At 59.1% G+C, this 22,227-nt stretch carries 18 protein-coding genes and 1 pseudogene; 10 read left to right on the forward strand and 9 right to left on the reverse strand.

Translation table 11 applies throughout. The features are described 5' to 3' along the window. The first annotated feature begins 38 nt into the window (after nucleotides 1-38). Nucleotides 39-860, forward strand: coding sequence for a formyltransferase family protein (locus tag ACIPF8_RS16640; RefSeq protein ID WP_400423099.1), 822 nt, complete (start codon nucleotides 39-41; stop codon nucleotides 858-860). An 82-nt stretch (nucleotides 861-942) separates the two neighbouring features. On the opposite strand, the gene ACIPF8_RS16645 is transcribed toward ACIPF8_RS16640, so the two are convergent. Continuing rightward, nucleotides 943-3,282: a molybdopterin cofactor-binding domain-containing protein gene (locus ACIPF8_RS16645; RefSeq protein WP_400423100.1), complete on the reverse strand. Its 2,340-nt coding sequence runs from the start codon at nucleotides 3,280-3,282 to the stop codon at nucleotides 943-945. After that, complete coding sequence (locus ACIPF8_RS16650; RefSeq protein ID WP_400423103.1) at nucleotides 3,279-3,746, reverse strand: (2Fe-2S)-binding protein; 468 nt, start codon at nucleotides 3,744-3,746, stop codon at nucleotides 3,279-3,281. The genes ACIPF8_RS16645 and ACIPF8_RS16650 overlap by 4 nt, the downstream gene beginning before the upstream one ends. 207 nt (nucleotides 3,747-3,953) lie before the next feature. Here ACIPF8_RS16650 and ACIPF8_RS16655 point away from each other — a divergent pair, with 207 nt between their 5' ends. Further along, nucleotides 3,954-6,020: an OPT family oligopeptide transporter gene (locus ACIPF8_RS16655; protein ID WP_400423105.1), complete on the forward strand. Its 2,067-nt coding sequence runs from the start codon at nucleotides 3,954-3,956 to the stop codon at nucleotides 6,018-6,020. Between the two features lie 116 nt (nucleotides 6,021-6,136). Here ACIPF8_RS16655 and ACIPF8_RS16660 read toward each other — a convergent pair whose 3' ends face one another. Both ACIPF8_RS16660 and ACIPF8_RS16665 read right to left on the reverse strand, forming a co-directional pair. Beyond that, nucleotides 6,137-7,186: a DMT family transporter gene (locus ACIPF8_RS16660; protein ID WP_400423107.1), complete on the reverse strand. Its 1,050-nt coding sequence runs from the start codon at nucleotides 7,184-7,186 to the stop codon at nucleotides 6,137-6,139. Nucleotides 7,187-7,225: 39 nt separating this feature from the next. Continuing rightward, nucleotides 7,226-7,915 carry an ArsR/SmtB family transcription factor gene (locus ACIPF8_RS16665; RefSeq protein ID WP_400423110.1) on the reverse strand — a complete coding sequence of 230 codons (690 nt, stop codon included), beginning with the start codon at nucleotides 7,913-7,915 and terminating at the stop codon, nucleotides 7,226-7,228. Nucleotides 7,916-8,001: 86 nt separating this feature from the next. On the opposite strand from ACIPF8_RS16665, the gene ACIPF8_RS16670 reads away from it, so the two are divergent. Continuing rightward, nucleotides 8,002-9,432, forward strand: coding sequence for an MFS transporter (locus ACIPF8_RS16670; RefSeq protein WP_400423112.1), 1,431 nt, complete (start codon nucleotides 8,002-8,004; stop codon nucleotides 9,430-9,432). Between the two features lie 59 nt (nucleotides 9,433-9,491). On the opposite strand, the gene ACIPF8_RS16675 is transcribed toward ACIPF8_RS16670, so the two are convergent. Further along, on the reverse strand, nucleotides 9,492-9,689 hold the full coding sequence (locus ACIPF8_RS16675) for a hypothetical protein (protein ID WP_400423114.1): 198 nt from the start codon (nucleotides 9,687-9,689) through the stop codon (nucleotides 9,492-9,494). Nucleotides 9,690-9,848: 159 nt separating this feature from the next. Here ACIPF8_RS16675 and ACIPF8_RS16680 point away from each other — a divergent pair, with 159 nt between their 5' ends. Then, nucleotides 9,849-10,451: a molybdopterin-dependent oxidoreductase gene (locus ACIPF8_RS16680; RefSeq protein ID WP_400423117.1), complete on the forward strand. Its 603-nt coding sequence runs from the start codon at nucleotides 9,849-9,851 to the stop codon at nucleotides 10,449-10,451. 18 nt (nucleotides 10,452-10,469) lie between these two features. Here ACIPF8_RS16680 and dinB read toward each other — a convergent pair whose 3' ends face one another. The 3 genes from dinB to ACIPF8_RS16695 form a co-directional block, all read right to left on the reverse strand. Continuing rightward, nucleotides 10,470-11,627 carry a DNA polymerase IV gene (gene dinB, locus ACIPF8_RS16685; RefSeq protein WP_400423119.1) on the reverse strand — a complete coding sequence of 386 codons (1,158 nt, stop codon included), beginning with the start codon at nucleotides 11,625-11,627 and terminating at the stop codon, nucleotides 10,470-10,472. Nucleotides 11,628-11,762: 135 nt separating this feature from the next. Beyond that, entirely contained in the window at nucleotides 11,763-13,190 is a 1,428-nt protein-coding gene (gene cls, locus ACIPF8_RS16690; RefSeq protein WP_400423121.1) for a cardiolipin synthase, read from the reverse strand. Between the two features lie 149 nt (nucleotides 13,191-13,339). Beyond that, complete coding sequence (locus ACIPF8_RS16695) at nucleotides 13,340-13,972, reverse strand: LysE family translocator (protein WP_400423122.1); 633 nt, start codon at nucleotides 13,970-13,972, stop codon at nucleotides 13,340-13,342. Between the two features lie 245 nt (nucleotides 13,973-14,217). On the opposite strand from ACIPF8_RS16695, the gene ACIPF8_RS16700 reads away from it, so the two are divergent. The 5 genes from ACIPF8_RS16700 to ACIPF8_RS16720 all read left to right on the forward strand — a co-directional run bounded on the left by ACIPF8_RS16700 (nucleotide 14,218) and on the right by ACIPF8_RS16720 (nucleotide 19,588). Then, nucleotides 14,218-15,078: a fumarylacetoacetate hydrolase family protein gene (locus ACIPF8_RS16700; protein ID WP_400423125.1), complete on the forward strand. Its 861-nt coding sequence runs from the start codon at nucleotides 14,218-14,220 to the stop codon at nucleotides 15,076-15,078. 288 nt (nucleotides 15,079-15,366) lie between these two features. After that, the gene (locus ACIPF8_RS16705) at nucleotides 15,367-15,636 is read left to right on the forward strand and encodes a DUF2917 domain-containing protein (protein ID WP_400423127.1); all 270 of its coding nucleotides are present in this window, start codon (nucleotides 15,367-15,369) and stop codon (nucleotides 15,634-15,636) included. Nucleotides 15,637-15,747: 111 nt separating this feature from the next. After that, nucleotides 15,748-17,106 (forward strand): glutathione-disulfide reductase, encoded by a 1,359-nt coding sequence (gene gorA / locus ACIPF8_RS16710; protein WP_400423129.1) that lies wholly within the window; start codon nucleotides 15,748-15,750, stop codon nucleotides 17,104-17,106. Nucleotides 17,107-17,187: 81 nt separating this feature from the next. Then, nucleotides 17,188-18,864, forward strand: a complete 1,677-nt coding sequence (locus tag ACIPF8_RS16715) for an acid phosphatase (protein WP_400423131.1) — start codon at nucleotides 17,188-17,190, stop codon at nucleotides 18,862-18,864. 58 nt (nucleotides 18,865-18,922) lie between these two features. Then, a complete protein-coding gene (locus tag ACIPF8_RS16720) occupies nucleotides 18,923-19,588 on the forward strand; it encodes an MgtC/SapB family protein (RefSeq protein WP_400423446.1) in 666 nt (221 codons plus the stop codon). 54 nt (nucleotides 19,589-19,642) lie between these two features. Here ACIPF8_RS16720 and ACIPF8_RS16725 read toward each other — a convergent pair. Next, nucleotides 19,643-20,371, reverse strand: a pseudogene (locus ACIPF8_RS16725) (YoaK family protein); the annotation flags it as partial. A 239-nt stretch (nucleotides 20,372-20,610) separates the two neighbouring features. On the opposite strand from ACIPF8_RS16725, the gene ACIPF8_RS16730 reads away from it, so the two are divergent. Beyond that, nucleotides 20,611-22,155: a CHAD domain-containing protein gene (locus tag ACIPF8_RS16730; protein ID WP_400423134.1), complete on the forward strand. Its 1,545-nt coding sequence runs from the start codon at nucleotides 20,611-20,613 to the stop codon at nucleotides 22,153-22,155. Nucleotides 22,156-22,227: the final 72 nt, after the last annotated feature.

Raw genomic sequence — 22,227 nt, forward strand, 5'->3', positions numbered from 1 at the left:
GCCGAACAGCGTTGCCTCTTTGATCAATGAAAGTAACCATGCAAAAGAAAAAACTCGTTTATATCTGGTCCCTCAGGAATGCCGCCGCCGACAAGGCCGGACAGGATGTCGCCTACAAGGACGGTACGCGTTACATGAAGTCGGTGCTGGAATCGCTGGTTGCAGCACTCAACCAGACCGAGCTGGGGCAAATGTACTCGCTCGAAAAAGTGATCTACGACGATGACGCCGAACTGGCCATCGACAGGGAGAAATTGAAGGACTATGGTTTCTCGTACGAAGCCGGCAAGCGCTGGTTTTATCCGCCGGATCTGCAGGTGCAGGGTCGGCCAGTGAACGAATTGCTGCTCGCCATTCCGTCGGCTTACCGGCGGCATGGCATGCAGGCGCCGGAACGCATTGCGGGTAAAAGCGCGTTTGAAAAGCACTTGCTGAACACCTTGCTGGAACTGGATGCCGACATCGTCGTGCTGGATGGTCTGCTGATTATCCTGGATGAACTGGTGCGGCCAGGCAGCCTGTTCCACCGCAAGATCGTCAACATCCATCCTGGCATCACGCGCCTGGAGTCACCCTATGAACGGCGCGGCGCCTATGCCACGCTGGATGCGCTGTACGGCGCGCGCGGCCAGAAAGTGGTCAACTGGCAAACCATGGAAACCGTTCCTGTGAAACCGCTGTACATGACCGGCGCGTCTTTCCATTATGTGGACAATGGCATCGATTCCGGCGAAGTGATCCACGATGTCCTGAAGACTGAAATCGACAAGGAAGACACGATTCTTGAACTGCGCTGGAATAATTTCAACCGCAGCCTGTTCCCTGCATTGCACGAGGGACTGGCAAAGATATATCAATAAGGCCGGATACAAGGTCAGATACGATTAAACAATAACGGCCATGCACGGGAAGTCGCATGGCCGTTATCCGTTGTGGCCGAGGTCAGCTCTTCTTGCTTAACTGATCCCGGATCGGCAGGTTGCGGATGCGCTTGCCGGTTGCCGCGAATATGGCGTTGCACAAGGCCGGCGCGATAGGTGGCGTGCCTGGTTCGCCAACGCCGCCGAGCGGCATGTCGTACTTGTGCGGCACCATGTGTACACGCAGGTCGCGCGGTGCACTGAAAGCACGCAACACTTCGTATTCATGGAAGTTGCCTTGTTCCACGCTACCGTTCTTGAAGGTGATTTCACCGGTGGTCGCCAGGCTCAGGCCCATGATGCACGCGCCTTCGACTTGTGAACGGATGCGGTCCGGCGTGATCTGCGGGCCGCAATCGATCGCCATGTCGACGCGCGGAATACTGATTTCGCCATCATCGCTGACCGCCACTTCAATCACCGTCGCTACATAAGACATGAAGCTGTAGGCGACGGCGAGGCCCAAACCATGACCCTTGGGAACCTTGCGACCCCAGCCAGCTTCCTTGGTGGCCAGTTCGATCACGCCGCGCATGCGCCCGGTATCGAGCGGATACAAGACCGGTGATTCGCCGTAGTTGGTGGTATCCGACATGTCCTGCGGATTGACTTTGCGCGCCGGACCGATCAGTTCCAGCAGGAATTCACGATGGTCGCGCTTGGCGGCAGCGGCCAGTTCGGCCACAAACGATTGCACCGCAAATGCATGTGGAATGTTGTAGACCGAGCGGAACCAGCCGATTCGCGTGTGCGCTTCGACTTCCGGCGCTTCGATGCGGATGTTCGGGATCACGAACGGAATATTGATCGCACCCATGCCCAGCTCGCCGGGCTGTTCGCCCTTGGCGCCGGCGACAAACGTCGAAGCGATGGTCGGCGCCGCGCTGCGGTGCAGCCAGGCCAGCGGCTTGCCTTTGGCGTCCAGCGTGCTTTCGAGATGCTCCAGCGACACGGTGTGAAAGTAGTCATGGCGCAAATCGTCTTCGCGGGTCCAGGTGACCTTGACCGGAGCGCCGTCCATCGCTTGCGACAGCAATGCCGCTTCTGCGGCGAAGTCCGGTTTGGATTTACGGCCGAAACCACCGCCCAGCAAGGTGACGTTGACCTTGACGTCATCGGTTTTCCAACCGAGACGGGTCGCCACCGTGTTGCGTGTGGCTTGCGGATCCTGGACGCAGGCCCAGACTTCGCATTTGCCGTTGGCGGTGCGCGCGGTGGCGGCTGGTGGTTCCATCGTGGCGTGCGCCAGATGCGGGATGTAGTACTCGGCTTCGATGTGCTTGCCGGCTTGCGCCAGCGTCGCCATCGTATCGCCGTCATTGCGCATGACTTTGGCTGGCTTGCGGGCCGCTTCCTGCAGGGTGGTCTTGAATGCGGTGGAGTCGTAGCCGGCATTCGGGCCGTTGTCCCAAGTGATCTTCAGCGCTTCGCGGCCCTTGATTGCGGCCCAGGTATTGCTGGCGATCACGGCGATGCCGCCGAGCGGGTTGAACAACGCAGGCGGCGGGCTGCCCTTGAGTTCGATTACCTTGACCACGCCCGGCACCTTCAATGCGTCGGCGGGGTCGAAGCTGGCGACCTTGCCGCCAAATACCGGCGGCCGGGCGATTACTGCGTACAGCATGCCTTCCAGGCGGGTGTCGATGCCGTAATGGGTATTGCCGGTGACGATATCCTGGAAATCGACGCTGCCGAAAGCATCCTTGCCGATGTAGCGGAACTGCGCCGGATCTTTCAGTTGCACTTGCGCGGCCGGCGGTACCGGCAGCTTGGCGGCTTCCACCGCCAGTTCGCCGTAGCCCAGCTTGCGGCCGCTCTTGGCATGCAATACCTCGTGGTTCTTGCTGCTGACTTCGGATACCGGTACATTCCAGCGCGCCGCCGCGGCGGTTTCCAGCATCAGGCGGGCAGTGGCGCCTACCTGGCGCATCGGCGTGAAGAAGTGGCGCATGCTGCGCGAACCGTCGGTATTCTGGTTGCCGTAGCGGCTTTCGTCGGCATTGGCTTGCACCACGCGGACCCGATTCCAGTCGGCGTCGAGTTCGTCGGCTACCACCAGCGGCAGGCTGGTGCGGATGCCTTGGCCCATTTCGGATCGATGGGCGATGATGGTGACGATGCCGTCAGTGCCGATCGAGACGAAGATCAACGGATCGTTGACCGTGCTGCCCGGCATACCGGCGCCACCGTATTTTTTCGCTGGAGCAGCATCGGCGGCCATCACCAGGCCATTCACGCCGACCGTCAGGGCCAGGCCGGTAAACGCGCCGACGCCCTTGAGCCAGGTGCGGCGGCTGATTGATGATGGATTGCCGGCGCCGCTGGTAGCGCTATCTTTGTCAAGGTCGAAAGCGGCGCTCATTTGACGACTCCCTTGGCGGCAGCAACCTGCTTGATGGCGGCGCGAATCCGGGTGTAGGTGCCGCAGCGACAGATATTGCCGCTCATGGCGTCATCGATTTCCTTGTCGGTCGGCTTGGCGTTGGTTTTCAGCAGGGCGGTGGCGGACATGATCTGGCCGGCCTGGCAGTAACCGCATTGCGGTACACCGAGCGCTACCCAGGCTTGTTGCACGGCGTGCCCGGTGCTGTCATCGGCCATGGCTTCGATGGTGGTGACTTTCTTGCCGGCGGCGGCGCTGATTGGCGTGATGCAGGAGCGGATTGCCTCGCCGTCCAGATGCACGGTGCAGGCGCCGCAGAGGGCCATGCCGCAGCCGAACTTGGTGCCGGTCAGGCCGACGTGATCGCGCAGCGTCCACAGCAGCGGGGTGTCTTCCGGTAAATCGATTTCGTGCTGCTTGCCATTGATGTTGAGGCTTGTCATGAGGTTTTTACCTTTCCAACTTGGGGAATTGCCTATTGAAGGAATTTTTTTGATGCAGTATAGCCGGTTTGATAACTTTATGAATGATGTGCCGGGATACATGAGAATGGCGGCGTCCGGGAATTGTAATCCCATGTCAAATTTTTAGATGGGAGGCAACTGTTTCAGGGATAATTGGCCGATTGTAATTTTCGTGATGGAGTTTCGATGTCAGTTTCGTTGTCGCCAACCGGGCGTATTCCCGATTCCGTATCGCTGCCAGAGCTGACGATACGGGGCATCATTCTTGGTGCCTTGATCACAGTCGTTTTTACAGCGTCCAATGTTTATCTTGGCTTGAAAGTCGGCCTCACTTTTTCTTCGGCGATTCCAGCCGCAGTGATTTCGATGGCAGTCCTGCGCATGTTCAAGAGCGCCAATATCCTTGAAAACAATATGGTGCAGACCCAGGCTTCCGCGGCCGGCACCTTGTCTTCAATTATCTTCATCCTGCCGGGCCTGGTCATGATCGGCTACTGGCAAGGCTTCCCGTATTGGCAAACATTGGCGATCTGCGCCGCCGGCGGCATGCTGGGCGTGATGTTTACGATCCCGTTGCGTCATGCGATGGTGGTGCAGAGCGACCTGCCGTATCCGGAAGGCGTGGCGGCGGCGGAAATCCTGCGGGTCGGCAGCGCCGAACCGGAAATCGATGCGGCCACCGGCAAGCAGGGCAAAGCTGAAACCGGCATCGTCGACATCATGGCCGGCGGTATCACCGCAGCCGTGGTGACGCTGGCGGCATCCGGCTTCCGCGTGCTGAGCGAAGGTATCAACCTGTGGTTTGCCGCCGGCTCGGCGGTGGTTCGCATATCGGCCGGTTTTTCGCTGGCCTTGCTGGGCGCCGGTTACCTGATCGGTATCGTGGCCGGCATTGCCATGCTGATCGGCTTGCTGATCGCCTGGGGTGTGGCGGTACCGGTGCTGACTTCGATGCACAGCATGCCGGACGGCGTGACCTTGGCCAAGTATGCAACCGGCCTGTGGAGCAAGGACGTGCGCTTCATCGGCGCCGGCACCATCGGCGTGGCTGCAGTATGGACCTTGATCACGCTGATCAAGCCAATGCTGGAAGGCATCAAGACTTCGTTCCGCGCCCTGAGCGGCGGCAAAGGCCGCATCGACATCCCGCGCACTGAGCGCGACATGTCGCCAGGCTGGATCATCGCCATTACGCTGGTGCTGGTAGCGATCCTGGTTGGCACCTTTGCCAGCTTCCTGAGCGCGGCGCCATTGTCGGCCGGCATGGTCTGGGGCCTGGTTGCCTACAGCGTGCTGTTTGCGGTCATCTTCGGTTTCCTGATTGCTGCCGCCTGCGGTTACATGGCTGGCCTGATCGGTTCGTCGGCCAGCCCGATTTCCGGCGTCGGCATCGTCGCTGTGGTGCTGGTGTCGTTGCTGATCCTGCTGGTAGGCAGCGGCGACGGCTTGCTGGCAACCGAGAGCGGCAACAAGTTGGGCATCGCCCTGGCGATCTTCACGACTTCGGCAGTGATCGCGGTCGCAACCATCTCCAACGACAACCTGCAGGATCTGAAAACCGGCTGGCTGGTCGGCGCCACGCCTTGGCGGCAACAGGTAGCGCTGCTGATCGGTTGCGTGGTCGGCGCGGTTGTCATCCCGCCGGTACTGGAACTGCTCTACAACGCCTACGGTTTTGCCGGCGCCATGCCGCGTGCCGACATGGACGTGACGCATGCATTGTCGGCGCCGCAAGCGACGCTGATGACGGCAATTGCCACCGGGATTTTCACCCACCAGCTGAATTGGGACATGATCCTGATCGGCCTCGGCCTGGGTGTGGCACTGGTGGTGGTCGATGAAATCCTGCGTCGTCGCGGCGGCGTTGCGCGCCTGCCGGTGTTGGCGGTCGGTATCGGTATCTATCTGCCGCCAACGGTTGCCTCGACACTGGTGCTGGGCACTTTGCTGGCCTGGATCATAGAGCGCATCCTGAAAAAACGTGCGCAGAAAGCTGGTCAGCCGTATGAACAATACGCCGAATCGTCGAACCGCCGCGGCGTCTTGCTGGCGTCCGGCCTGATCGTCGGCGAAAGTCTGGTAGGCGTTCTGCTGGCCGCCATTATCGGCTTCACCGGCAATGATTCGCCGCTGGCGCTGGTTGGTGCGTCCTTTGAAAATACTGCGCAGTGGCTGGGCCTGATTGTATTTGCGGCCGTGGCTTGGGTGTTTGCACGTCGCGTGTTAACTGCACGGCAGGCAAGCAACGGCTGACAAACCTGGGTGCGCCCAATTTTGCGGTGCATCGTTCGAGTTGAATAGAGAAATGGATCGGGTCGATGACCCGGTCCATTTTTATTTGCGGGTCGTAAAATTACGTTGACGATCCATCAGTGCTGATGCCGATGATGGATGTCGGGATAATGCGCATGGCTATGGCTGATCGGCAGGTGCCGGTGCGAATGGCTGTGCGGTTCGCGGCCATCCCAAGCGAAGTCGTGCTGATGCTGGTGGTGCAGATCGTGGCGGTGGCTGTGCGCATGTTCGTCTTCTTCATGCGTATGCGGATGCTGGTGGCTTTCCGTCAAATGCAGCCAGATGCCGACACCCATCAATCCGGCTGCCAGCCAGAACAGGCCGCCGACCGTTTCATGCAGTACCAGCAAAGATATCGCCGCACCGATGAATGGCGCTGCTGAGAAATACGCGCCGGTCCTGGAGCTGCCAAGGTGGCGCAACGCCAGCACGAACAGCACCAGGCTGACGCCATAGCCGGCAAAGCCGATCAACGCTGCGGCGCCGATGCTGGCGGCGGCGGGCCATTGCGCTCCGAGCGAAAACGCTAGCGTCAGGTTGACCGCCGCCGCTGCCAAGCCTTTAATGGCGGCGATCTGCACTGCGTCGCTGGCGGAAATGCGGCGCGTTAGATTATTGTCGATGGCCCAGCAAAGACAGGCCGCCAGGATCGCCAGCGGCCCCCATGGCACGCCGAATTCCGGCACTTGCTGCCACGACAACAGCACGCCTGCCAGCACGATGACCAGCATGCCGAGGACGATGCGGCGATCGAAATTTTCCTTGAACACAAACCAGGCAAGGGCGGCAGTCAGGACGCCTTCCATGTTGAGCAACAAGGAGGCGCTGGAAGCCGGAGTCGAGGACAGACCCAGCATCAGCAGGATCGGGCCGCCAATGCCGCCGCTCAGAATGACCGCCGCAAGCCACCGCAAATCCTTGCGGCGCAAGCCGTCGCCGTCCTGTTCATTGCGCCGTAGGGCGCGCCGGACAAGGTACCAGATCGACAAGCCGACGCCGCTGCCAAGATACAGCAGTCCCGCCAGCGTCACCGGCGACACATGGCCGACCAGCATCTTGGAAAACGGTGTGCTGGCGCCAAACAACGCCGCGGCCAGCAATGCGTAGAGTGCACCTTGATGCATGTGTTTTTCCTTCAGTAGCAGAGGCGGATGCTTGTCCGTCTACTCGTGGTGCAAGGCGATCCCGAACTGTTCGGCCAGTGCGCTGCGGCCGTCCGCCGTGATCGAGACTGCGCGAGAATGCTTGTTGCGGGTCAGCCAGCCCAGTTCGATCATGCGTTTCGCCAGCGTTGCACCCAATGCGCCGGCCAGGTGATCGCGGCGTTCGCTCCAGTCCAGGCAAGGATAGGCAAACTGGCGTCGGCTCTTCTGCAGGGCTTTGGTATCGATGCCGAATTCGCCGAACCAGGTTTCGCCTTGCTCTGTCAGCAAGAAGGTGCCGTCCTCGGTTTCCAGCAAGCCGCGCTTGACCAGCACATCGGTCAGTTGCGTGCCGAGCTTGCCGGCCAGATGGTCGTAGCAGAAACGGGCGGTGCAGATGGCGTTGTGGCCGACGGTCGGTCCGACATGCTTGCGCTTCGGCGCAAACACCATCAGCGATTCGATCAGCCGCGCCACTTCCGGTGAAGCCAGGCGGAAGTATTTGTGCCGGCCTTGCGTGGTCATGTCGAGCAGTTTGTCTTCCAGCAGCTGGCGCAAGTGGGTGGTTGCAGTAGCTGGCTTGATATCGGTGCCGTAGGCCAGCTCCTTGGCGGTCAGCGCGCGTCCTTCCATCAGCAGCGCCAACATCTGGATACGGGTAGGATCGCCAATGGTGCGTGCTAGTCGGCTGAGGTCTGGTTCATCGTTCATAGTTTGATGGTAACCGTACTGTTGTTGTGTGACAAGCGGGTACAACTAGCACAGAATCAAGGCTTGATTACTTCGGAGTAGTAGCAATGACAACCCCTCAAACGGTGCGTCCAATGGGCGACGCCAACGCAGTTGCGAAAGCAGCAATTCCAGCAGCAGGCTGGACGATTGCCGCCAGCAGCTTTGCCTTCATTATCGTCCAGCTCGACATCACTATCGTCAATGTCGCCTTGCCAAAAATCGGCAGCGATTTGCATGCGCCGGTAGCAGCGCTACAATGGGTGGTCGATGCCTACACGCTGGGTTTTGCCGTATTCCTGTTGTCGGCCGGCGCTTTGGGCGACAAGTTCGGTTCTAAGAAACTGTTCCTGGCCGGCTTCCTGCTGTTTGCATTGACCTCGATGGCTTGCGGACTGGCGCCGAATGCTGGTTTCCTGAATGCCGCCCGCGCCTTGCAGGGTATTGGCGCGGCATTGCTGGTGCCAAGTTCTCTGGCGATTCTGAATCGCGCCTGTGCGCACGACAAGAAATTGTTGGCCAAGGCGATCGGCCTGTGGACGGCCGCCGGTGGCGTGTCGATTGCCGCCGGTCCGGTGCTCGGTGGCTTGCTGTTGGCGGCAGGCGGCTGGCGTAGCATCTTCTGGGTCAATATTCCGATTTGTGTACTTGGATTTTTCCTGACCATGCGCGTGGTGCCGGCGATTGCCGCCAAACGGCATACGGACGCGTTCGATTGGCCAGGCCAGATACTTGCAATCCTGGCGCTGACGGGCCTGGTCGGCGCTGTCATCGAACTGCATCCGCTCGGCTTGTTGCATCCGTTGGTGCTCGCAGGTTTCGCTGTGGCGCTGGTTGCGGGTACGGCTTTTATCCTGGTTGAGAAAAAGGCCGCACATCCGATGTTGCCGCTGCAATTTTTTCGGCAGACCAGTTTTTCGGCAGCGGTGTTGTTTGGTGTGCTGGTCAATTTTTCCTACTATGGCGTGATCTTTGTCATCAGCTTTTATCTGCAGAAGTTGTTGGGCTACAGCTCGTTGCAAGCCGGCCTGGCATTCCTGCCGCTGACGGCGACCTTCATTTTTTCCAATCTGGTCAGCGGCTGGCTGATCGGCCACGCCGGTATTCGCCTGCCAATGATGCTGGGCGGTGCAATCGGCGCCCTAGGCTACGGTTTGCTGGGTAGCATCGGCGTCGCCGAGCACGCCAGTTTCCTGCAGATGCTGCCGGGTTTCGTGCTGATTCCGGGGGGCATGGGCCTGGCGGTGCCGGCGATGACGACGTCGATATTGTCCAGCGTCGAAAAGAACCGGGCGGGCACGGCGTCGGCAGTGCTTAATACGGCGCGGCAGGTTGGCGGAGCGGTGGGAGTGGCGGTATTCGGTGCGCTGGTCAGCGACAGCTTTGGCGGCAACATGATCGACGGCGTCAAGATTGCCATGTTGACGGCGACCATACTGCTATTGATTTCTGCGGGAATGGGATATCTGGTTCGGCCCGTGGCCGGAGTGCCCCAATAAGGCATTGGGACCGACTCGCCTATGCGCAAAGTGTGACGAGTCGGCGCAGCTACATCAGATTATTTTTTTTCTTCAACGTGGCGACGATGTTTTTTTACATGGCGCTTATGTTCGGGGGCGCGATGACGGTCGTAGCTTTCCGGAGTACGGTCGTTACGGGCTTCAGGATGATTTGCCAGCGGATTATCCATATTCTGGGCATGGACGAATGGTGTGAATGCAAGGAGAAGAGCGGCGATACCTAATAGCTTTTTCATATTCATTCCTTCCGGTGATTGGGTTTCACTATCCGCAATTGCAGCGGCCTAAGCTATAAACGTCGCGACAGATATTCCGTTGACAAATACAATTGCGACAACGCAATCATGCCTTAAACACGCATCCAGCGGACATAAAACCTTTTCAAGGAGTCACGATTGAAAAAACGCCAATTTTTGTCGACCGCAACAACCTCTATCTTGGCAGCCCTGGGCACATCGGCCTATGCCGCGACAACCAAATCGACGACGCATTCAAGCGGACCGGTCGTACTGACGATTGCAGGTGCAATTGAACGTAGCAATCGCGGCCCGACCGATGCCGTGATCGACCAGATGATGCACAAGCAGAACGTGCAATTCGAGCGGGCGTTTACCTTTGACCTGGCGGCGCTGGAAAAACTGCCGCAGGTCACCATCAATCCAACCCTGGAATACGACAGCAAGCCGCATCAGTTGCGCGGGCCGCGCCTGGCTGCGGTACTCGATATGCTCGGTGCAAACAAGGGTGCGGAAACGCAGATCGTGTTCCATTCAGTCGATGGCTACATGCCGCAATTGAGTTTTTCTCAACTGCGACAATACGGCTACATCCTGGCCACGCATATCGACGGCCAGCCAATGGCTATTGGCGGTTTCGGCCCGATCTTCGCCATTTACGATGCCGACCGCATCGCCGAACAGGCGCAAAAGCCGCTCAACCAGCGTTTTGCGTTGTGTCCATGGGGTCTTTATTGCATTGAGGTAGTTGCCAAGAAGTGAGTGGGCGCGCGACCTGGTTTATGGTTCGCTGAATAATTCGCCTTGCATCACGGATGGGCCGTTGGCGACATCCTCTTTCCGCGACAGCGCACTGGCGCGTACGCCCAGCAATCGCAAGCGCCGATCCAGCGTGATGCGGCGTAGGCACTCGCCGGCCGCCTGGCGGATGGCGGCCGCGTCGTCGGTGGCTTCGGGCAAGGTCAGGTCGCGCGTGGCGATACGAAAATCGGCAAAGCGCAGCTTGATGCCGATGGTGCGTGCAACGTAACCTTTTCGCTGCAGGTCGCCGGCCAGTCGTACGCACAGATCCGTGAAAATCGGAGTCAGGACGCCACGATCCAGCTTGGCGTGCAGATCGCGTTCAAAGGTGGTTTCGCGGCTGATCGATTTGGTTTCCGAACTGGTGACAACCGGCCTTTCATCGAGGCCGCGTGAAGCGCGCATCAGCCACTCGCTGTAGGTGCGGCCGAAATTGTCCTGCAACAGCGCCGGATCGGCCGCCGCCACATCGCCAATGGTCTGGATGCCCAGCGCTGCCAGTTTTTCCGCGGCCTTGGGACCAATGCCGTTGACCTTGCTGGCGCGTAGCGGCCAGATGCGCGGCGCCACGTCATCCTCGGTGATCACAGTCAGGCCGTTTGGCTTTTCCAGTTCCGAACAAATCTTGGCCAGCAACTTGTTGGGCGCGATGCCGATGGAGCAGGACAAACCGGTGGCGTCGCGCACGGCGTCCTTGATACGCTGCGCCAGCACCCGTACATCCTCGTCGAATTCGGTCAGGTCGATATAGATTTCATCGATGCCGCGGTCCTCGATCAACGGCGCAATGCTGGCTACGGCAGCCTTGAACAGCCGCGAGTAATGACGGTAGGATTCGAAATCGGTCGGCAGCAGGACCGCATCGGGCGCCAGCTTGGCAGCTTTCATCATGCCCATCGCGGAAAACACGCCCAATGCCCGTGCTTCATAAGTGGAGGTGGTGACGACGCCGCGGCCGACATAATCGCGCAGCTTGGCGTAGCGCCGCTGGCCATCTTCGCCGACTTCCGGGGTGTGCCTGGAGCCGCCTCCTATGACTACGGCCTGGCCGCGCAAGTCGGGGTAGCGCAGCAGCTCGACCGAGGCGTAGAAAGCGTCCATATCCAGATGTGCGATACGACGGATGTGCGAAACCATGAAGTCAATGATGTAAGAGATTCGATACGGCGACAGCATAACATCACTGTATAAAAACACAGTAATAAAAATGCGCTTGCCATTGAATTTTTACATGGCAATAAAGCAAATCTTTAGTCGCTGCCGTGCCGCTATTTATAGCACCGGACTCATCAGCCTGGCGACATGTATCGCCACCCGGTACAAATAATGGAATTGGGCGTATTCGCCGCTATCGATTTCATGGGCTTGCTCAAAATCGGCCAGTAGCATCGTCTCGACTTCGGCGGCGAAGGTCGGATCGATATTCAAAGAACTGATTTCAAAGTTGAGGCGCAGCGAACGGTTATCCAGGTTCATGCTGCCGACTGCCGTGGTGTCGTCGTCGATCAGCATCACTTTCTGATGGGTGAAGCCGGGCAGGTAGCGAAATACGCGGATGCCGGCGCGCACCGATTCGTGGGCATACAGTGTCGAAGCCATGTAGACCGTGCGGTGATCGGGGCGTGACGGGATCAGGATGCGCACATCAACGCCGCGGAATACCGCCAGCTGCAAGGCCGCCATCACTGCCGAATCGGGCACCAGGTAAGGCGAGGTCAGCCACAGGCGTCGCTGGGCGGCGTGAATCGCTTCGACGAAGAACAGCGAGCAGGTCTCCTGGGCGTCGGCCGGCCCGGTGGCGGCGATCAGGCTGGTGGCATTGGCGCCTTCGGCGCTGGCGCGCGGCGGCAGCAAACTGAGCAGGTCGCCGGTGATCCAGTGCCAGTTTTCATCGAAAGCCAGTTGCAGGTCGGCCACCGCCGGCCCTTGCAATTCCATATGGGTATCGCGCCAAGGCGCCAGCGGCGGTTTGCGGCCCAGATATTCTTCGCCGACATTCAAGCCTCCGACAAAGCCGCGCCAGCCGTCCACCACGACGATCTTGCGGTGATTGCGGAAGTTGAGCTGGAAGCGATTGCGCCAGCGCCGTGTCGCAAATGGATGCACCTGCACGCCACCAGCGCGCAGGATATCGCTGTAGCTGTTCGGCAGATCATGGCTGCCGACGCCGTCGTACAGCACGTAGACGCGTACGCCAGCGGCGGCGCGCTCCAGTAAGGCCGATTGCAGACGCCGACCAAGTTCGTCATCGTGAATGATGAAGAATTGCACCAACACATAATGTTCTGCGCTGGCGATGGCTGCGAAGATCGCGTCGAAGGCGGCCGCGCCGTTGACCAATAGGCGCAGGTGGTGGCCGCTGAGAAAGGGAACGCCCAGCATGGCGCTGATGGCTTTGAAACGCTGTGCGCCGGGATCGGCAGGATGGCGCGCCGCCAGCGCCAGTTGCTCAGGATCATCCAGCTTGCGCAGGCGCGCCAGGCGCGAATGGTGCAGCTCGACATAACCGGAAAAGCGTTTGCTGCCGAGGAACAGGTAAGGCAGCAGCGTGAAATAGGGCAGCAGCACCAGCCCGAATACCCAGGCCACGGAACCCTGCGGGGTGCGTGTGTGCATCAGTGCATGCGCGGCAGCAAAGATGCCGGCGATGTGCAGCAGCAGGACAACGGTGGAAATCAGGGCAAACGGCAAATGCGGCATTCAGGCGACTCCGGGTTGCGTGGAAGCTTGCATGTTAGCCAATAAATCGACTCACGGGTGAACGTGTTGTCCATTTGCCGAGTGGGCGGACGGCATCACGCTGGATTGTTTTGCCGCCGCCGGCGCCTGTCGTGCACGCCCGGGAGAAGTTATTTCTTTGCCTGCAGCGCGATCTTCACGGCCAGGCCGGCCAGCACGGTGCCCATCAGCCAGCGCTGCACCAGCAACCAGCTCGGCCGGCTTGCCAGCATTCCGGCAATCGAGCCAGCGGCCAGCGTGACTGCGGAATTGACGGCAATACTGATGAAGATCTGGATCGCCCCCAACACCACCGATTGCACCAGGACGCTGGCGCCGTTCGGATCGATGAATTGCGGCAGCAGCGCCAGATACAGTAACGCCACCTTTGGGTTGAGCAGATTGGTGAACAAGCCCATCAGGAACAGCTTGCGGTTGCTGTCGGCGGGCAGGTCGCGCACTGCAAACGGCGAGCGGCCACCTGGTTTTACTGCTTGCCAGGCCAGGTACAGCAGGTAGGCAGCGCCGCCGAAACGCAGCAGATCGTAGGCGAACGGCACGGCAAACAGCAGCGCGGTGATACCCAACGCCGCGCACAGCATATAGAAAAGAAATCCGGTGGCGATGCCTGCCAGCGAGACGAACCCGGCTTTCGGGCCTTGGCAGATCGAACGCGAAATCAGGTAGATCATGTTGGGGCCGGGTGTCAGCACCATGCCCAGCGCGACTAGCGCAAATCCCAGTAGTAAATTGATATTCGGCATAGACGGCTCCAGGTAAACGACAGGTAGGTTGAATTGGATCGATGGCGATATTTTGAGGGAAAAACTATTGATGCAGATAACTATTTGTCGATTTTCTTCAAAGTAGCCGATGACGGATATTCTGTTGAGATATCGCAGTGATTTTCTGGCGCAGAATGCAGAATGTTTGAATCAATTTTAAAATCCTGTTGTCAGACAGGCAGCCAAAACTGGCCATCGATGGATATTTGAAGGAGAAACAATAGATGAAGCTGTTACGCGTCGGCCCCAAGGGTCAGGAAAAACCGGCGATTCTTGACGCCCATGGCAAGGTCCGTGACTTGTCTGGCGTTATCAAGGACATCACTCCGCAGCAATTGACGCCAGCCGGGTTGGCCGCGCTGCGTGCAGTCAATGTTGCCGATCTGCCGGAGATCGTCGCCCCGGGCCGCATCGGCACGCCGTTCAGCGGCGTGGGCAAGTTCATGTGCGTCGGTCTGAACTATAGCGACCATGCTGCCGAATCCGGCCTGGCGGTGCCGCAAGAACCGATTTTGTTCAATAAGTGGGATAGCTGCCTGAGCGGTCCTAACGATCCGATCGTGATGCCGAAGAACTCGGTCAAGACCGATTGGGAAGTCGAACTGGGCGTGGTCATCGGCAGCAAGGCGCGCTACGTCGAGCTTGACCAGGCATTGCAGCATGTCGCCGGCTATTGCGTGATCAATGACGTTTCCGAGCGCGAGTATCAAATCGAGCGCAGCGGTACCTGGGACAAGGGCAAAGGTTGCGATACCTTCGGTCCGGTTGGTCCGTGGCTGGTCACCGCTGATGAAATCGCTGATCCGCAGAACCTGTCATTGTGGCTGGAAGTCAACGGCAAGCGCTTCCAGAACGGCAATACCAAGACCATGATTTTCAATGTGGCGTTCCTGGTGCATTACATCAGCCAGTTCGCCACGCTGTATCCCGGCGATATCATCTCCACCGGCACGCCGCCTGGCGTCGGTATGGGGCAGAACCCGCAGGTCTTCCTCAAGAACGGCGATGTGGTGCGGCTCGGCATCGATGGCTTGGGCGAACAGCGGCAAACGGTGCATGCATGGAATGCGGAATTGCTTGATTAAGTAACGTCGCCGGCGTCTGCATGACCGATTTGCAGGCGCCGTTGCTGGCAACCGCTGGAGGCCGACGCAAGCTCGGCCTGAAGCCCAATCACTGCTTGTACCAAACGAAATCGCTATCGACAAAATCGCCCAATGGTTTTGATTTGTGCCGCCATGGCACAAGTGTTGTTCTGATTCACTGGATTGTGTGGGCTATCGGAATAAATAATAATGAATTGCAACACGGCAGAATAACGCCGTGCAATGCGCTTTCACGTCCGATGACGTCCAACAGACAAGGCGATTGCGATGAAATCCGAAAACATTCACCACCTGCAGACCAGGCAGCACGCGCTAGATCCGATCTATCTTGCCGAGGATCAGACCATTTCGATCCAGAGATCCCTGAAAGAAGGCGAACGCATCAAATGCCTGAGCGGCCTGTTATGGATCACCGCTGAAAACTTCAAGGGCGATATCTTCCTGAACGAAAACAAGGATATCGAAATGCACGGCGCCAAACACATTGTGATTACGGCGCTGAAGTCCTCGAGTTTTACTTACGAACAGTCGCACTAGGATTCCAATCGCCTCAGTCTATCGACCGAGGCAAGGCTTTCCCCGACCATCGCGTGCGAGGCAAATAGCGTAAGATTTGGCCATTGTTCACCAGTACTGTGGAGTGTGCCAATGTCTTTCGATGTCGATCTGTTTGTAATTGGAGCCGGCTCCGGCGGTGTGCGCGCCGCGCGCTTTTCGGCTGGGTTCGGCGCCCGTGTTGCGGTGGCGGAAAGCCGCTATCTGGGCGGCACCTGCGTCAATGTCGGCTGCGTGCCGAAGAAATTCCTGGTCTACGGCGCCCACTACAGTGAGGATTACGCCATCGCGTCGAGCTTCGGCTGGACCAGCAGCAAGCCGCAGTTCGATTGGCCGACGCTGATCGCCAACAAGAATCGCGAAATCCATCGCCTTAACAATGTCTATCGCGGCCTGCTGGAAAACAGCGGCGTCGCGCTGCACGAAGGTCATGCCAGATTGCTAGATCCGCACACGGTCGAGATCAACGGACAGCGCATCAGCGCAGCCAACATCCTGATCGCCACCGGCGGCTGGCCGCAGGTGCCGGATATTCCGGGCCGCGAATACGCGACCACGTCCAACGAGGCCTTCTTCCTGAAGGAAATGCCGCGCCGTGTGCTGGTGATCGGCGGTGGCTATATTGCCGTTGAATTTGCTTCGATCTTCCATGGCCTTGGCGCCCAGACCAGCTTGCTGTATCGCGGCGACCTGTTCCTGCGCGGCTTCGACCAGGGCGTGCGCGAGCACCTGAAAGACGAATTCACCAAGAAGGGCGTCGACCTGCAATTCAAGGCCGACATCGCCCGCATCGACAAACAGGCCGACGGCAGCCTGGCCGCAACCTTGCGGGATGGCCGCGTGCTCGAGACCGACTGCGTGTTCTATGCCACCGGCCGGCGGCCGATGCTGGATGATCTCGGCCTGGAAAATGTCAACGTTGCGCTTACCGACAAAGGTTTCGTCAAGGTCGACCAGGAATATCGCAGCTCAGAGCCATCGATCCTGGCGCTGGGCGACGTCATCGGTCGCGTGCAACTGACGCCAGTGGCGCTGGCCGAGGGCATGGCGGTGGCGCGCCGCCTGTTCCGGCCTGACGAATATCATCCTGTCGACTATCAACTGATTCCGACCGCAGTATTCAGCTTGCCGAACATCGGCACGGTGGGCCTGAGCGAAGAACAGGCGCGTAGCGCCGGCCATCAGCTGAAAATATTTGAAACCCGTTTCCGGCCGATGAAGTTGAGCCTTGGCGATTTCCACGAGAAGACCTTCATGAAGTTGGTGGTCGATGCTGTCAGCGACAAGGTGCTGGGTTGCCATATGGTTGGGCCGGATGCCGGTGAGATCATCCAGGGCATCGCCGTCGCCCTGCGCGCCGGCGCCACCAAGCGCGTGTTTGACGAGACCATCGGCATCCACCCGACTTCGGCTGAAGAATTCGTCACGCTGAGAACGCCGCTGCCGGCCTGACGACGAGTCCGGCATGTCGACAATGGCTTTTGCTTGGGCCACAATGCTTTCCGTAGAAATCAAACGTCAAGAACAACATCCATGACTGATCATAAAAAACCGGAATCACCTATTGAAGATGAAGCCACGGGTTTCACCCGTCGCCGCTTCCTCGGCAGCGTCGTTGCAGTGGGCGCCACACTGGCCTTGTCCGATTGCGCAAGCGACGCCAGCCAACAGATTGCCGACGCCTCGCAGGACCGCCAACTGGACCAGAAGCTGCAAGCCGCCGTCAAGCATGTGGTGGTGATCTATGCCGAAAACCGCAGCTTCAATAATTTGTATGGCAATTTCCCCGGTGTGCAAAAGCCGCTGGCGCAAGTGGCCCAGGCGCGCTTCACGCAACTGGATCGCGATGGCAAGACAGCCTTGCCGCAGTTCCCGAAAATCTGGGGCGGCCTGGTGCCGCAGGCGCAGCAGGTAGACGGTCAGCGCTATGTGATTGCGGAAGACCAGATCACCGGTTTGCCGAATGCGCCGTTCAAACTCTCCGACCAGCACGGCAAACCTTTGCCGCAAGGCGTGATCACGCGCGACCTGTGGCACAAGTTTTACCAGAACCAGATGCAGATCAACGGCGGCAAGAACGATCAGTTCGTCGCCTGGGCCGATTCCGGCGCGCTGACCATGGGCCACTACGGCGAGACCGCCAGCAAACTGCGTTTGTGGAAGTTGGCCGAGCAGTACACGCTGTGCGACAATTTTTTCATGTCGGCGTTTGGCGGCTCTTATCTCAACCACATTTTCCTGGTGTCCGGCCAGACCCCGTTCTACCCCGACGTGCATAACAGCCCGGCGCGTCATAACGTGTCGAAGGTGGAAGGAGACGATCCGACCGGCGCCCGTTTGCAGCTGGCTGAACATAACCCGGCTTCGGCGCTGGATGGCCCGCCCAAATTCGAGCGCGATCGGGCCATCACGCCGGACGGCTATGCGGTCAACACCATGGCGCCGCCGTACCAGCCGAGCTTCGTCAAGCCGGCGCCAGGTGGCGATACTGCTTATGCCGACGCCAGCGATCCGATGGTGCTGCCGCCGCAAACCTATCCAACCATTGGTGACCGCTTGTCGGAAAAGGGCGTCAACTGGGCCTGGTATGCTGGCGCCTGGCAAGTGGCGCTGGCTGGCAAAGCCAACGACGACGCAGTACCGAATTTTCAGTTTCATCACCAGCCGTTCAATTACTTCAAGAGTTTTGCGCCGGGAACTTCCATGCGTGAGGCCCATCTGAAAGACGCCGGCCTGGGTGATGAGCCAGCGACCAACAAATTCCTGGCCGACATCGATGCCGGCCGACTGCCGCCAGTCACGTTCTACAAGCCTCAGGGCAACCTCAACTTGCACGCTGGTTATGCCGATGTCGAATCGGGCGACCGCCACATCGCCAATGTGATCGCCCATCTGCAGCGCGGGCCGCAGTGGGAAAACATGGTGGTGATCGTCACGCACGATGAAAACGGCGGCTGGTGGGACCATGTGGCGCCGCCGAAGGGCGACCGCTGGGGGCCGGGTTCGCGGATTCCGGCAACAATCATTTCGCCTTACGCCAAAAGAGGTTTCGTCGACCATACGGTCTACGATACGACCTCGATCATGCGTTTCATCACCCGCCTGCACGGTTTGCGTAAGCTCGACGCGCTGGTCGCGCGTGACGCGGCTTTCCGTGCCAATGGACTGGCGCCTTTGGGCGACCTGACGAATACGTTGAACCTGGGCTAAGACGTATTGCGCAGTTTTTAAGATTTTCAGGAGGAATACAAGATTGGATCAATTTGAAATGATTATCCGGCTGCTGATCGCGGCTGCATTGGGTAGTGTCATCGGTTTCGACCGCGAGCGCCTGTCCTGGGCCGCCGGTCTGCGTACCCATATGCTGGTGTGCGTCGGCTCGGCATTGGTGATGATCGTCTCGGCCTACGGCTTTGCTGATGTTGTAGGGCGCCCGGGCTATGAACTCGATCCATCGCGGATGGCGGCGCAAGTGGTGTCCGGCATCGGTTTTCTCGGCGCCGGTTCGATTCTGCTGCGTGGTGAAGTTATCCGTGGACTGACTACAGCTGCCAGCTTGTGGTCGGTGGCTGCGGTGGGCCTGGCGGTCGGCGGCGGCTTGTACATTGCAGCGGCGGCCGCGACTGCCATTATCCTGATCATTCTGGCCGGTTTGAAGCCGCTGGAAAAGCGCTTCTTCGTCGCTCGCCAACGCCGCGAGCTGCGCCTGGTGATTACGCGCGGGGCGATGACGTTCCAGATGTTCGGCCAGTTGCTGGACAAGGGCACCGCGCAAATCGAACAATTCGTGGTTGAGCAAAATGCCAACGACGCGACGATCGAGGAGGTGACGGTAGCGCTACTGCGCGTGATGCCGGCCGAATTCGATGCGCTTCTCGGTAAACTGCGCGCCTTGCCGGCGATCCACGAAGTCAGTGAAGTGCGTCTGCCATAGGTTTTCGTCGGGCTGGAGTGGCGTATTTCACGTCCGGCGTCGGAAACTCAGGAAATCGTCGAAGATCGGCACGATCGCCAGGCACATCAGCAGCGCGGCTAGCGGGGCTGTGGCGATGAAGCCGATCTGCTTGAAGCCAATCGCGCCGACCAGGCCGCCACAGAAAAACAGCGTTACCAGCGTGCTCAGCAAGCGCAATTTGCCGCGGTCGGCGACCACATGCAGCCGGTTGTCGCTTGCCTTGAATTTGTTCCAATAGACCAGCTTGCCGATTTCAATGCCGATATCAGTGACCATGCCGGTCATGTGCGTGGTGCGGATTTCGGCTTTCGAAATTTTGGTGATGATGGCGTTTTGCAGCCCCATGATGTAGCACAGCAGCAGCACCGTCAGCGGCACGAACAGCCATTTGTGCCCTTCCAGATTGCCTCCCAGCAGACCAAACAGCAATAGCAACCCGGCTTCCAGCATCAATGGCAGCGCATATTCCGCATGCAGTTCCTGGCGACGACCCCAGTTGATGAGCACGGCCGACGAAACCGCGCCCAGCAGGAATGAGAGCAGGGCGGCCAGGCCAGCCAGCATCAGGCCGACCGACCCCAGCGCCAAATTATCTGCCATCGCGGAAATGATGCCGGACATGTGCGACGTATATTGCCCGACAGCGAGAAAGCCGCCAGCGTTGATGGCGCCGGCGATAAAGCACAGGAACATGGCCAGATGGCGGTTCGCTTCCTGGCTGCGGTCTTTACCCGTCAGTTTTCTCAGGTAGGGAATGGGCATTATCTATGGTTTCATGTTGTCTGTGCCAGGTTCATGTTACGCCGACTTGGAGGCAATTCGCAGATTGATTTGTCGCCGGTGATCACCCGTCAGGCACCTGCTTGGATAACATAGGTTTTACTTGCCGCTAAATTAACGGGACGTGGTGTAATTGGCTGCGTATACTGTGGCAATGGCGTTCAGGCCAGGAAGCGGATTGCCGCTTGCCTCCTGTTGTTGTCTGTATGGCATGGAAAATTATGGAAATCGAATTAAAGTTGCTGCTGAGCCCGGCCGATGTTGCGCGCTTCCGGCGCCATCCTTTGCTGAAGAAGTACGCGAGCGGCAAGCCGCGCCCGCAGCAGTTGACCAGCATTTACTTTGACACCCCCGACTTGTATCTGAAGCAGAACCGTACTGCGCTGCGAGTGCGCAAGGTCGGGACGCGCTGGATCCAGACTTGCAAGAGCGGAGGGCGGGTTGACGCCGGCTTGCATCAGAGGCCCGAGTGGGAATCGCAAGTGGCGTCCGCGGTGCCGGATCTGGATGCCTTGCGCACGCTGATCGACGGCGATTCGCCGCTCGCGGGTTTGCTATCACCGCCTAATCTGGCGCAACGCTTGCAGCCGATTTTTACTACGACCTTCCGTCGCACCATCTGGATGCTACGGCTGGCCGGTGGCGCCGAGGTGGAACTGGCGCTGGATCAGGGTGAAGTGCGGCGCGATGCAAACAGCCAGCCGATCAGTGAGATCGAACTGGAGTTGAAATCCGGTGCGCCATCGGCCTTGTTCGAATTTGCGCTGGAGTTGCAGCGGGATTTGCCGTTGCGTGTCGCCAATGTCAGCAAGGCTGAGCGCGGTTATGCGTTGCATGCGCCGCAACCGCCCGCGGTGGTGCGGGCGCCGACGCTCTGGTTGGCGTCGGAATTGACGCTGGAGCAGGGATTCCTGCAACTGGTTGCTAGCTGCCTGACACAGGTGCAGGGCAATGAAGAAGGCGTGGCGCAAGGTGTCGATCCTGAACATCTGCATCAGATGCGTGTCGGCCTGCGGCGTTTGCGCGCCACCCTGGAATTGTTCAAGAAACGCTTGCCGGTGCCGCCTGAGATATTGGAGCAGATCGATTGGCTGGGAGACGCGCTGGGTCCGGCACGCGACTGGGAAGTTCTGGCGACAGCGACATTGTCAGATGCGATCGCAGAATGCCCTGACAGCAGCGAACTCGATCAGCTGCGTCAACGGGCGTTTAAGGAAGCCGTCCGCCAACGTCATATTGCGGCGGCTGCGATTGAGTCGCCGGCCTATTCTCGGTTGCTGTTACAGCTCGGCGCCTGGCTTAGTGCACAGCGCTGGCGCGATGCGCTAGGCGCATCCCAGCAGGACGCGTTGGCGGCGCCATTGCAGAAGTTCGCAGCGAAAAAACTGTCAGCCTTGCAGGAAAAGTTACTCAAACGCGGTAAGCATCTCGCGCATTGCAGCGCGGCGCGTCGTCATCGAGCGAGGATTGCAGCCAAGAAGCTGCGCTATGCGGTGGAATTCTTTGAATCTTATCTGCCGGCCAAGCGACAGCACGCCTTCGTCGGCGCGCTGGGCGGACTGCAGGACGCGATGGGCAGGGCCAACGACGTCAGCGTCGCAGGCAGGCTGTTGGCGCAGATCGCATTGGATCAGCCCGAGCTGGGGTCCCAATGCGACCTGGCGGTGGCTTCGCTGGCGACGATGAACAAGGATCGGCAATTGGAAATTGTTCGTTTGTGGCGCAAGTTCAAGGCATTGAAGGCGCCGATGAAGAAAAAACGGTAACGTTTTTGAGTTGCGTATCGCTGCCGTGCAACGCATTCATTTGGTTTGGCGTAGCATTTGATGCAAAATACG

This window comes from Collimonas sp. NPDC087041, assembly GCF_044745265.1.
Taxonomy (GTDB): domain Bacteria; phylum Pseudomonadota; class Gammaproteobacteria; order Burkholderiales; family Burkholderiaceae_D; genus Collimonas.